Origin of the sequence: Segatella copri (genome assembly GCF_026015295.1) — a bacterium.
Classification (GTDB): domain Bacteria; phylum Bacteroidota; class Bacteroidia; order Bacteroidales; family Bacteroidaceae; genus Prevotella; species Prevotella copri_C.
Genome location: NZ_JAPDUW010000001.1, coordinates 2,052,666 through 2,064,766 on the forward strand (window position 1 = coordinate 2,052,666; position 12,101 = coordinate 2,064,766).

Here is a 12,101-nt window from a genome sequence, read left to right on the forward strand (position 1 = left end):
GATACTACAAAACGTTTGCAAAGATACAACTTTTTCTTTGTTTCTTTCAATATTTATCGAAAAATGCGTAACTTTGCACGCAAATTTACAACAAAAATGAACAAGACTGCACAACATATCATAGATATTAAGAATGTGTCGAAAAGATTTGGCGAGAAAACAGCCCTCAACAACATCAATCTCTATGTGAGAAAGGGCGAATTTATGACCATTCTGGGTCCTTCTGGATGCGGAAAAACGACATTATTGAGACTTTTGGCAGGTTTTGAAACCGCCAGCGAAGGCATCATCACCATCGCCGGCAACGATATTACTAACCTTCCTCCTTACAAGCGAAATGTGAACACGGTATTCCAGAAATACGCCCTGTTCCCTCATCTCAACGTTTACGACAATATCGCCTTCGGTCTGAAACTCAAGAACACACCGAAGGAAGAGATTTTGCCGAAGGTAAAACGTGCCCTGAAGATGGTAAACATGAGTGATTATGAATATCGTGATGTCAACTCGCTTTCGGGCGGTCAGCAGCAGCGTATCGCCATCGCCCGTGCCATCGTCAACGAACCGGAAGTTCTTCTCCTGGACGAACCGCTTGCAGCACTCGACCTCAAGATGCGTAAAGACATGCAGCTGGAATTGAAGCAGATGCACGAACGCCTGGGCATTACCTTCGTATACGTTACACACGACCAGGAAGAGGCCCTCACCTTGAGCAATACCATCGTGGTGATGAGCGAGGGAGAGATACAGCAGATAGGTACACCTACCGATATCTACAACGAACCAGCCAATGCTTTCGTTGCAGACTTTATCGGCGAGAGCAATATTCTCTGCGGAACGATGGTCCACGACTGTCTGGTGAATGTGGCAGGTACTGAACTGCCTTGTGTAGACAAGGGCTTCGGCTGCAACCAGGAAGTGGATGTCGTGATACGTCCTGAGGATATAGAAGTTTCCACCGATACCGCCCACGCCCAGTTTGTGGGCAAGATAACCTCTTCCATCTTCAAGGGAGTACACTACGAGATGCTGGCAGAAACCGAGAAGGGCAATGAATTTCTCATCCAGAACTACAAGCATTTCGAAGTAGGTCAGACGATAGGAATGAGCGTGATACCCGACAATATTCACATCATGAAGAAGGAGCGCATCACCAATACCTTCGATGCAAAGGTAAACGGCGACGGAACGATAGAATTCCTGGGCTGCGAATACCAGATGGAGATTCCGGCAGAAATGAAGGACAAGATTCAGACCGATGAAAACGGAAACGAAACCATCCGGGTGAACGTGCCTTTCAACAAGATAGAACTCTTCGACAACGAGAGCGAAGGAACCTTTACAGGCGACATCAGCTTCATTCTCTACAAGGGCGACCACTATCATCTCACCATCGATACCGACTGGGGCGAGAAGCTCTATGTAGATACACAGGATGTATGGGATTTAGGCGATCATGTGGCTATCACCATTCCTCAGGAGAATATTTCGTTTGAATAAAAATTATTAATTCCTAATTATCAATTATAAATTGAACATTATCAAGTTTATCTCTTCGCGACAAAGCCGGTCGATACCTTACGCCATCTTTGCAGCGATATTTGTGGTACTGCCATTGCTTCTCATCGTAGTGTTCGCATTTACCGATGAGAACGGAGCCCTGACGCTCTACAACTTCCAGAAGTTCCTGGCACACCCCGAAGCCATCAACACCTTTGTGTATTCGATAGGCATCGCCTTTCTCAACACCCTGCTCTGCATTCTGCTGGGCTATCCGGCCGCCTATATTCTGACACAAACCAGGATGAAGTATGCCAACACCATCGTCATGCTCTTCATTCTGCCGATGTGGGTAAACATCCTGGTGCGCACACTTGCCACCGTGGCCCTCTTCGATTTTGCCGACCTTCAGCTGGGTGAGGGCGCCCTCCTGTTCGGTATGGTCTACAACTTCATCCCATTCATGATTTACCCTATCTACAACACCCTGCAGAAGATGGACCGCAGCTATATCGAAGCAGCCGAAGACCTGGGCGCATCACCTTGGCAGCAGTTCTATAAGGTCATCCTGCCCCTCTCCATGCCGGGCGTAGCAAGTGGCATTCTGATGGTATTCATGCCAACCATCTCTACCTTCGCTATCTCCGAACTGCTGACGATGAACAACATCAAGCTCTTCGGTACGACCATCCAGGAGAACATCAACAATTCGATGTGGAACTACGGTGCAGCCCTCTCGCTCATCATGCTCTTCCTCATCGGCGCCTCCACCCTCATCGCAGGTGATGGCAGTAAACAGGAAGGAGGTATCAGATGATGCAGTCATTATTCAGTAAGGATATGATGAAGAAAGTGTTCTGTCAGGGCTATCTCTGGTTACTCCTGCTGCTACTCTACTCCCCTATCTTCATCATCATCATCTTCTCGTTTACCGAAGCCAAGGTGATGGGCAACTGGACGGGTTTCTCGCTGCAGCTCTACAAGAATCTCTTTGCAGAAGGCACGCACCATTCGCTCACAGCGGCACTGGTCAATACCGTAACCATCGCCCTGATTACCGCAACCGTATCAACGCTCTTCGGAACCCTGACAGCCATCGGCATCTACAACCTGCGCAACCGCTATGCACGTAATGCCATACAGTTTGTCAACAACATTCCGATACTCAACGGCGACATCATCATCGGTATCTCGCTCTTCCTGCTCTTCATCACGCTGGGCATTCCGCAGGGGTATACTACCGTGGTACTCTCGCATATCACCTTCTGTCTGCCATACGTTATCCTGAGTGTGATGCCAAGACTGAAGCAGATGAATCCGAACCTCTATGAGGCGGCACTCGATCTGGGTGCCTCTCCGATGCAGGCGCTTCGCAAGGTCATCATCCCTGAAATATTGCCAGGCATGATTTCCGGTTTCATGCTTGCCATCACGATGAGTATCGATGACTTCGCCGTCACCATCTTCACGATAGGTAACGAAGGTCTGGAAACCCTCTCCACATTCATCTATGCCGATGCCAGAAAGGGAGGACTGACCCCAGAACTTCGACCGCTGAGTACCATCATCTTCGTACTGGTACTGGTGATGCTGATTATCATCAACAAACGTTCTGAGAAAAATAAGAAGAAATGAGAATGAAGAACAAGATATTTTTAGGAGTCAGTGGAGTAAAAGGAGTTAAGGCCATCGTCTTTCTCTTTCTTTGCCTGCTGATGATTCTGCCGCTCTCTTCCTGTTACAACAAAGAGAACCGCGAGGAGATTCTGAAGGTTTACAACTGGGCTGATTATATAGATGAAGACGTTCTTGCCAACTTCCCGAAATGGTATGAACAACAGACCGGCAAGAAGATCCGGGTCATCTACCAGACCTTCGACATCAATGAGGTGATGCTTACCAAGATAGAACGAGGTCATGAAGACTACGATGTGGTATGCCCGTCAGAATATATCATCGAGCGCATGCTACGCAAAGACCTTCTCCTACCTATCGACACCGCCTTCGGCAAGACGCCCAACTATATCAGCAACGTATCACCATACATTGTTGAGCAGATAGATGCCACCTCCAACAATGGCCGCATCGCCCACCATTATGCCGTGCCTTACATGTGGGGAACCTGTGGCATTCTATATAATAAGGTGCACGTACCTATAAGTGATGCACAGACCTGGGGAACTTTATGGAACAGAAAATATCAGGGCAAACTCCTGATGAAGGATTCCTACCGCGACTCCTATGGCACCGCCCTCATCTGGGCACACCGTAAAGACCTGGAAGCAGGCAAGGTGACCATACCACAGCTGATGAACGACTATTCACCCGCTGCCGTAGCCACAGTAGAGAAAGAACTGAAAGCTCTGAAGCCAAACATAGAAGGATGGGAAGCCGACTTCGGCAAGGAGACCATGACCAAAGGCAAAGCCTATCTCAATATGACCTGGAGCGGTGATGCCGTCTGGGCTATTGAAGAAGCCGGAAAAGTGGGTGTAGAACTGGGATATGAAGTACCGAAAGAAGGAAGCAATGTATGGTTCGACGGTTGGGTAATCCCTAAATATTCCCGCAATCCGAAGGCTGCCGCCTATTTCATCAACTATCTCTGTCAGGAAGACGTGGCACTCGCCAATATGGAGACTACAGGATATGTGAGTAGCGTGGCAGGCAAGAAGGTATTAGAAGCAATGAGCGATACAGAGGTTTATCCCCAACCTGTAAATCTGGCCTACTTCTTTGGCGAGGAAGGCAGGAATGCCCATCTCAACCCTATCATGTATCCAGACAGCAGCATAGTAGCCCGATGCGCCATGATTCATGATGCCGGCGATCATACTCCCGAGGTATTGGATATGTGGTCGAAGGTAAAAGGCGACAATCTGGGCGGCGGCATCGTTATCTTCCTGCTGGCCGTAGTCCTTGCCCTCACGGTATTCGTTGCCATCAAGAAGTATGAACATTACAAGCACAGAAGGCTGTCGAGGAAACACCGCAGAAGACATGTGGTAAAGGTAAAAGGGTAAAAAGGTAAAAAAGTAAAAGGGTAAAAGAGAGGGAGAAAACCTATTTTATAGGGAAAATTGAACTTTTTTGAAGGAAAAGAGAAAAAAGTGCCGAAAAAATTTGGTAATATCAAATAAAAGCATTACCTTTGCACTCGCTTTTGAGACATAAAGCTTTTGGGTAGTTACCAGAGTGGCCAAATGGGGCAGACTGTAAATCTGCTGGCTATGCCTTCGGTGGTTCGAATCCATCACTACCCACTTTTCCCAAAAAATAACTCAAAAATTTAAGAGTCCGACTTTCGAAAGAGAGCCGGACTTTTTTCTTTTCATATAAATCCTGAACAAAAGAAGAAGAGTAATATCACTCTCCTTCTACCTGCGTCTTTGGCCAATTCACCAGATACAGCATTTCTGTGGCTCGTGTAAATGCAGTATAGAGCCAATGGATATAATCGGGAGTAAGCATATCATCCGTCATATAGCCCTGGTCTACATAGACATGCGACCACTGTCCACCCTGCGCTTTATGACAGGTAACGGCATAAGCAAACTTCACTTGCAGAGCATTGAAATATGGGTCTTGCCGGATTGCCTTCATACGGTCTGCCTTCAGCGGTATGTCCTGATAATCCTCCTCTATCTGACGGAAAAGCTGCTCTTGCTGATCATGGGTCAAAGCAGGAGCCTCACTCGTCAATGTGTCCAGTAATACCGTAGCCTCCAGTTCATAATTGTCATAATCGGGGAATTTCAACAGAAGGGTGGCAAAATGAAAGCCGTAGAGGTCGATGCGACGACTCACCTTCATCACCTTCGCCCTATCTCCATTAGCCAGGAAAGCAGGAAGTTCGTTACTTTGAACTTCTTTACTTTGAACTTTGAACTTTGAACTCGGAACTTTATGATTAGTTAAACTATTAAATTGGCTTTCCCTTCGGCCGCCGAACGCAGTTTCTTCACTCTTCACTCTTCTTTCTTCCCTTTCCTTTATCTTCTTTCTTTCTTCCTCCATCCAATAATAATTGTTCTTCACAATCATCAGCATGTCGCCACTCTCGAGTTCCTCTTCCCTATCAAGCACCATGTTGCGGATGCCCTGGTTGAAGATGTTGGCGCGCTTGTTGCTACGAGTCACCACAATGGTATCGTCAAGTCCTACACGATGATAGCTGTCACCAAGTGCCTCGATGAGTTCTGCACCCGGCATTTCCCTGATATCCGAGAAACCGGAGAAACGGATTTTAGGCAGTTGGGTAATGTCATCGTGGGTAATCATCTGGCGGATACGGGTAGCATTAAAGAGAATACCCGACTGCTGACTCTGACGGACTACTTCGTTCAAATCGCACTCATAAACCGACAGTCCATACCCCTGGAGCATCGCAGCAGAAAGAGCTGGTGATTCTTCCTCACCAACAGGAGGCAACTGTGCCTTATCGCCAATCAGCAAAAGCCGGTCGTTACGTCCCTGATACACAAAATGAATCAGATCATCTAGCAGACAACCGCTGCCAAAGGTGGTTCCGCCCAATCCCAGATTGGCAATCATCGAAGCCTCATCTACCATAAAAAGCGTATCAGTATAGAGATTATCATTGAGATTGAACTGTCCATCCACTCCGGCAAACGCCTTTTCGCGATAGATGCGGCGATGAATGGTATAGGCAGGCATCCCGCTGTTCAGAGAGAAGACCTTAGCCGCCCTACCCGTAGGAGCAAGGAGCATCACCTTCTGGCGAACGGCACGGAGCGTACGGACGATAGCACCCGAGAGCGATGTCTTACCGGTACCCGCACTACCCCGGAGAATCATCACAGCATGAGGATTACTATCCGTCATAAACTGCACGAAAACATCGAGCGCCTGAGCCTGTTCTGGGGTTGGCGGAAAGCCAAATTGCTGTAATATCTGATATTTTAACTCTTCAATGTTCATATTTCGAAAACTTTTAGTATCTTTGCAGAAAATTTACTGCACCTATTTGCTGTGCAAAAGTAATAATACTTTTTGAAATGAGAAAAAGAATAAAGAATAATTATATTTTGGGAGCATGCGTCATCATCATGATGCTACTCTGTATTCTGAGTGTGAGCCAGCCCATCCGCTTCCAGAAAGCCATGGCTAGCAGAGAAGCAGAGGTGAAGGAGAAACTGATGCAGATACGTCAGGCTGAAGAGAAATACAAGGCGAAACACGGCGTATATACAGGCGATTTCCAGACACTGGTAAAAGGCAAGTTCTTACAGGAAGATGCCCAATACATTCCCTATGCCGACGGTAAGAAGTTCACACTCGCTGCCACAGTTATCGTAGGAAAAAGCGGTAAGCAGATTCCGGTGATGGAATGTGGGGCAGGTTATGAAACCTTCCTCGACGGACTCGATGAAGGTTCCATCCAGCAGAAGATAGAGGAGGCCAACTATGCCGGCAACTATCCCGGACTCAAGATAGGCGATTTAACGACAGATAATAACAACGCAGGTAATTGGTAACAGATATGCAAATAAAAGGTAACAACATTCAGCAAGCACGCCTCACCATCCGCGTGAGCAGAAACACCCTCAGTTTTTCGGTAGTTGACCGTGAAGCTGAGCATCAGCTCATCTATGAACCTTACACAGTAAAGAGTGGTGTTTCGATGGCAGCCAACTTGCGTCAGGCTTTCAAGGAGAGTACTCTCCTGCAGCGGGGATACCAGAAGGTGCGCGTATATCTCGATTCGCCTATCCTGCTGGTTCCTATCGAAGAATTTCATGAAGAGGATATCGATGTGCTCTATCAGCATGCCTTCAACAGTCATAACAGCGATGCCATTCTCTACAGAGTACAGCCGGAACTGAATGCGGTAGCGGTATTCCCTATCAACAAGGATTTGAAGATGGTGGTAGAAGACAACTTTAAGGATGTCCGCTTCACACCTATCATGCAACCGATGTGGCATTATCTGCATCATCGCAGTTTCACCGGCATTCACCGCAAGCTCTATGTTTATTTTCACGACAAGAAGCTGGACGTTTTCGGTTTCGAGAAGAACCGTTTCAAATTCTTCAACTCGTTCAATGCCGAGCATGCCAAGGATGCCCTCTATTTCATTCTCTATGTATGGAAGCAGTTAGGATTCAACCAGATGCAGGATGAGTTGCATGTATCAGGCAATGTTCCGGATAAGGACTGGTTCCTCTACAACACGAAACTCTATATCAAGAAGACCTTCATTCTGAATCCTGCCGCCGAATTCAACCGTGCGCCCATCACAGAGATTAAAGGTCTGCCATTCGATTTGATGGCGCTGTACTTAAGTAAGTAAGACAAGAGTTGATAGTTAAGAATTCAACAGAATAGCTTATCATAAAGTTCAATGTTCAACATTCAAAGTTCAAAGTAAATATGAGAATCATAACAGGACAATATAAGGGACGCCATTTCGACATTCCACGTTCGTTTAAGGCACGTCCGACAACAGATTTTGCAAAGGAGAACATCTTTAATGTGCTGCAGGGATATATTGATTTCGAAGATACCTCTGCCCTCGACCTTTTTGCCGGCACGGGCAGCATTTCGCTCGAACTGGTATCACGAGGCTGCAGCCGTGTAATCAGCGTAGAGGCCGACCGCGACCATGCCAACTTCATACGCCAATGTTTTCAGAAGTTGGGCGAAGACAAAGATATTCTGATTCGTGGTGATGTATTCCGTTTTCTGAAGACCTGCAAGCAGAAGTTTGACTTTATCTTTGCTGATCCTCCATACGCTCTGAAGGAGTTGCCGCAGATTCCAGACCTCGTTCTGAATGGCGACTATCTCAACGAAGGAGGCATCTTCGTCTTTGAGCATGGCAAAGACTATGATTTCTCCGAGCATCCACGATTTCTGGAGCACAGAAGTTACGGAAGCGTAAACTTCTCAATATTCAGATAGAAAAAATCCCCGTTTGCACCAGACAAGATGCAAACGGGGATTTTTTCGTTACAACAGCGGCGAGAGTAATCTTACCGTACTCTCGAAAAGACGCTGCAGGAACGGACGTTTTACGAAATAAGATACATCATCTACCAGGATGCTCTTCGCCTCATCCCGCAGATAGACAGCCTTCACGCGCTGCGCCATCCCCTCATCAAAGAAGAACGCATTCGCTTCGAAATTATTCTCAAAACTTCGGAAGTCGATATTCGTACTGCCTATCGTACAGAGATTATCATCACTCACCAGCAATTTACTATGATTAAAGCCTGCCGTATAGAGATAAACCTTTACGCCAGCCTCTATCGCCTCCATCACATACGAACGTGATGCCCACTCTACCAGTTTGGCATCAGCATGACGGGGCAACATCAGACGGATATCCACACCCGCCAGAGCTGCTGTTCGCATGGCAAACAATACGGGTTCAGTTGGCAGGAAATAAGGCGTTTCCATATACACATACTTCTGGGCCTGAAGCAGGATGCGGACATAGCCCTGCATAATGTCAGGCCAAGGACTGATAGGACTGCTCGTAACTATCTGTACGAGACAATTGTTGCGGATATGCGCACTGACCGGCGGATAATACTGGCGATTGGTAACCAATGTACGGTCTACGAAATACCAGTCTACCAGAAAGGCTCTCTGAATGGCGTAAACGCCACCGCCCTCAATACGGAGATGCGTATCGCGCCAAGCCTGTTTCTTATCACCCTTCACATAGCGCAGAGCTATATTCATGCCGCCGATAAAGCCCACCTTACCATCTATGACACAGAGTTTGCGGTGGTTACGATAGTTTACCTTACTCGTAAAAGCCGGAAAGCGGACTGGCATGAACGAATGTATATCAATGCCTGCATCACGCATACGTTCAAAGAATTCATTCTTCACCTTCCAGCAGCCTACATCATCATAAATCAGTCGCACTTCCACTCCCTGCTCCGCCTTATCGATCAAGGCATCAGCTATCAGATATCCCAAGGCATCGGCTTCGAAGATATAGGTATCGAGATGAATATGATGCTTTGCCTGTCCTATATTATATAATAAGGTAAGGAAGAAATCGTAGCCATCGGTATAAATATCCACCTGATTATCTTTAAAAGGCAGCGCCCAACTCTGGTTGGCAAAGAGATTCATCAGCGGTTTATTGCTGTCTGGCAGGTGAAGATTCTCCTGCTCTACGAACTCGAGCATGGAGCGCTTGGTGAGCTGGTCCATGCTGCGGTCGCTGATAAGCCGTTCCTTGCGGGTATTCTGTCCGAAGAAGAAATAGAAGATGATACCCACAAAGGGGATGAAGAAGAAGACCAATATCCATGCCATCGTCTTGGCGGGTTGACGATTGTCCATCAAGACGGTAATGATAGCCGGAACGGTTATCACGACATAAAGCAACAGATATATCCAGTGAAAATAAATCATATAGCATTTCTCCTTTTAAATCTCTAATACTTCTTTACAGAGTTTCTCCCCACAGGACAGAAGTTCCGGTTAATTGAAGATATTGTTTGCCTGACTCGCCAGAAGCGTGTTCATCTGCTTGAGTTTCATAAACTCCTGCAGCAGTTCACGATTGGTCGGATTCTTGGCAAACTCCTGCTGAACCTCAATAATACGCTGAGCAATATAATGAGTACGGAAGCTCAAGATGTCTTTAAAGACAAACTGACGGAGCTTATCGGCGCTCATCTTCATCTGCAGACTAGCCGTAGATACCTCCTGGTCACCTGTAGGCAAACCTGCCAACCTGCTGATTTCCGGATTCGGATGATTGGCAAAATAAGTTTCGGCGACAAAATCATCTTCTTTTTCGAGATGCTCCACAGCCTCCTGCATAATCTGATTATATAAATCATTATGAAACTTAAAGCCATCTCCACCCAAATCAAGACTGATATACTGGGCCACAGCTACCTCCACATCATTTCCGTCTACATCCTGTACCGTGATGAGTTGGTCGCCATGATGAATAATCAACTGTACCAGAAGTCCTTCTACCTCCAGGAGTTTATCCAGTGGGGTAACCGCTCTCATCACCGATTGCGCCTGCTGCGCTGCCGCTACAGTCGAATCTTTCAATCCCGCAGCACGTCGCTCTGCCTTTACCTGCTCACTCATACCGTTTCGCACAAAATTATTCAAGGCATTCACGATAATTGCCTCGTTCACGCCCAAACGGTGAGAACAGTCGGTGATATAAGAAGCGCGCGTTATCTGATTCTTGATTTTCGAGATGCTCTCTACAATCGAATTGATAGCCTGGCTTCGCTTTACAGGGTCTGTCACGCCGCGTAGCAGAATATCGGTCTTAAACTGTATGAAGTCGGTCTGATTCTCCTGAATATATCTTCTGAATTCCTCTGCCGAATGACTGCGGGCGAAACTGTCAGGGTCATTACCATCAGGGAGGAAGAGAACCTTTACGTTCATCTCTTCTTCAAGCAGCATATCGGTACCTCGCAGCGCAGCATGAATACCCGCATTATCGCCGTCATAGAGAAGAACGATGTTACTGGTAAAGCGGTGCAGCAATCTAATCTGATGCACGCTCAGCGCTGTACCCGAGTTGGCCACTACATTTTCGATGCCACACTGATGCATCGAGATAACATCGGTGTATCCTTCCACCATAAAGACACAATCCTCCTTGGCTATCGCCTTCTTGGCCTGATAGAGTCCATAGAGTTCGCGCTCCTTATGATAGATAACGCTATCAGGCGAGTTGACATATTTCTGGCTGATGCCTTTGGTTCTGCTGTCGAGAACTCGTCCGCCAAAAGCCACCACCTTGCCGCTCACGCTGAACCAGGGGAAGATGGCTCTGCCCGAGAAACGGTCAAGAATCTTATCCTCCCCCGACTTATTGCCGGCTTCGTCCTTATCCACCTTGAAGCAGAGTCCCGTATCAACCAGATACTTCGGATTATAGCCAGCCGCCTTAGCCGCCTCAGCAAGAGCAGTACGCTTAGGGAGCGCAAAACCCAACTGGAATTTTCTGATGATATCATCCCTGAAACCTCTTCCTCGGAAATAAGCCATACCGATAGCGATGCCATCCACATCATGCAAGAGAATATCCTGGAAATATTTCGCCGCCCAATCGTTGACGATAAACATGGATTCTCTTTCGCTCTCGCGCTGTTTTTCTTCGTTGGTCAGTTCCCGTTCCTGAATCTCTATTTTATATTTCTTGGCGAGCCAGCGAAGGGCATCGGGATAGGTCATCTGTTCCAGTTCCATCAGAAAGTTGATTGCATTGCCTCCCTTTCCACAGGTAAAGCAATGACAGATACCTCTTGTTGGAGATACAGAGAAAGATGGATTGGAATCGTTATGAAAAGGACACAAGCCGACATAATTGATGCCACGCTTCTTGAGCGTAACAAATTCAGATACCACCTCTTCTATCTTGGTGGCATCCATAATTTTTGCTATCGTCGGTCTGTCTATCATTATATATATTCTTTTTTCTGTTTTTACTATGCAAAATTACTATTTTTCTTTGAAAACACAAAGAGAAACGGACAGAAAAGTAAAAATGAAACATATTAAAAACTAAAGTTTACATAAAAAAAGGTACATTCGGATAGTTTTGGCTATCTTTGCAACCGGCAAAAACACATTGC

10 protein-coding genes and 1 tRNA gene are annotated in these 12,101 nt (G+C 46.6%); 8 read left to right on the plus strand and 3 right to left on the minus strand.

The features are described from left to right. Nucleotides 1-96: 96 nt before the first annotated feature. The 5 genes from potA to ONT18_RS08795 all read left to right on the plus strand — a co-directional run bounded on the left by potA (nucleotide 97) and on the right by ONT18_RS08795 (nucleotide 4,763). Entirely contained in the window at nucleotides 97-1,500 is a 1,404-nt protein-coding gene (gene potA / locus ONT18_RS08775; protein WP_118141555.1) for a polyamine ABC transporter ATP-binding protein, read from the plus strand. A gap of 31 nt (nucleotides 1,501-1,531) precedes the next feature. After that, nucleotides 1,532-2,317, plus strand: a complete 786-nt coding sequence (locus tag ONT18_RS08780; RefSeq protein ID WP_264905007.1) for an ABC transporter permease — start codon at nucleotides 1,532-1,534, stop codon at nucleotides 2,315-2,317. A gap of 23 nt (nucleotides 2,318-2,340) precedes the next feature. Then, nucleotides 2,341-3,135, plus strand: a complete 795-nt coding sequence (locus tag ONT18_RS08785) for an ABC transporter permease (protein ID WP_118201306.1) — start codon at nucleotides 2,341-2,343, stop codon at nucleotides 3,133-3,135. A gap of 80 nt (nucleotides 3,136-3,215) precedes the next feature. Next, the gene (locus tag ONT18_RS08790; protein ID WP_264906840.1) at nucleotides 3,216-4,523 is read left to right on the plus strand and encodes an ABC transporter substrate-binding protein; all 1,308 of its coding nucleotides are present in this window, start codon (nucleotides 3,216-3,218) and stop codon (nucleotides 4,521-4,523) included. A 158-nt stretch (nucleotides 4,524-4,681) separates the two neighbouring features. Continuing rightward, nucleotides 4,682-4,763: transfer RNA gene (locus ONT18_RS08795), tRNA-Tyr, on the plus strand. 103 nt (nucleotides 4,764-4,866) lie between these two features. Here the strand turns inward: ONT18_RS08795 and ONT18_RS08800 are convergent. Next, nucleotides 4,867-6,441 carry an ATP-dependent DNA helicase gene (locus ONT18_RS08800; protein WP_264905009.1) on the minus strand — a complete coding sequence of 525 codons (1,575 nt, stop codon included), beginning with the start codon at nucleotides 6,439-6,441 and terminating at the stop codon, nucleotides 4,867-4,869. Between the two features lie 77 nt (nucleotides 6,442-6,518). Between ONT18_RS08800 and ONT18_RS08805 the strand changes: the two genes are divergently transcribed. The 3 genes from ONT18_RS08805 to rsmD are packed head-to-tail and all read left to right on the plus strand — an operon-like array spanning nucleotide 6,519 to nucleotide 8,424. Beyond that, nucleotides 6,519-6,998, plus strand: coding sequence for a hypothetical protein (locus ONT18_RS08805; RefSeq protein ID WP_118141561.1), 480 nt, complete (start codon nucleotides 6,519-6,521; stop codon nucleotides 6,996-6,998). 5 nt (nucleotides 6,999-7,003) lie between these two features. After that, nucleotides 7,004-7,813: a DUF3822 family protein gene (locus ONT18_RS08810; RefSeq protein WP_006847081.1), complete on the plus strand. Its 810-nt coding sequence runs from the start codon at nucleotides 7,004-7,006 to the stop codon at nucleotides 7,811-7,813. 41 nt (nucleotides 7,814-7,854) lie between these two features. After that, nucleotides 7,855-8,424, plus strand: coding sequence for a 16S rRNA (guanine(966)-N(2))-methyltransferase RsmD (rsmD, locus tag ONT18_RS08815; protein ID WP_254949396.1), 570 nt, complete (start codon nucleotides 7,855-7,857; stop codon nucleotides 8,422-8,424). Nucleotides 8,425-8,472: 48 nt separating this feature from the next. On the opposite strand, the gene cls is transcribed toward rsmD, so the two are convergent. Continuing rightward, nucleotides 8,473-9,897, minus strand: coding sequence for a cardiolipin synthase (gene cls / locus ONT18_RS08820; RefSeq protein WP_264905012.1), 1,425 nt, complete (start codon nucleotides 9,895-9,897; stop codon nucleotides 8,473-8,475). Between the two features lie 69 nt (nucleotides 9,898-9,966). Then, nucleotides 9,967-11,928, minus strand: coding sequence for a DNA primase (gene dnaG, locus ONT18_RS08825; protein WP_153092889.1), 1,962 nt, complete (start codon nucleotides 11,926-11,928; stop codon nucleotides 9,967-9,969). Nucleotides 11,929-12,101: the final 173 nt, after the last annotated feature.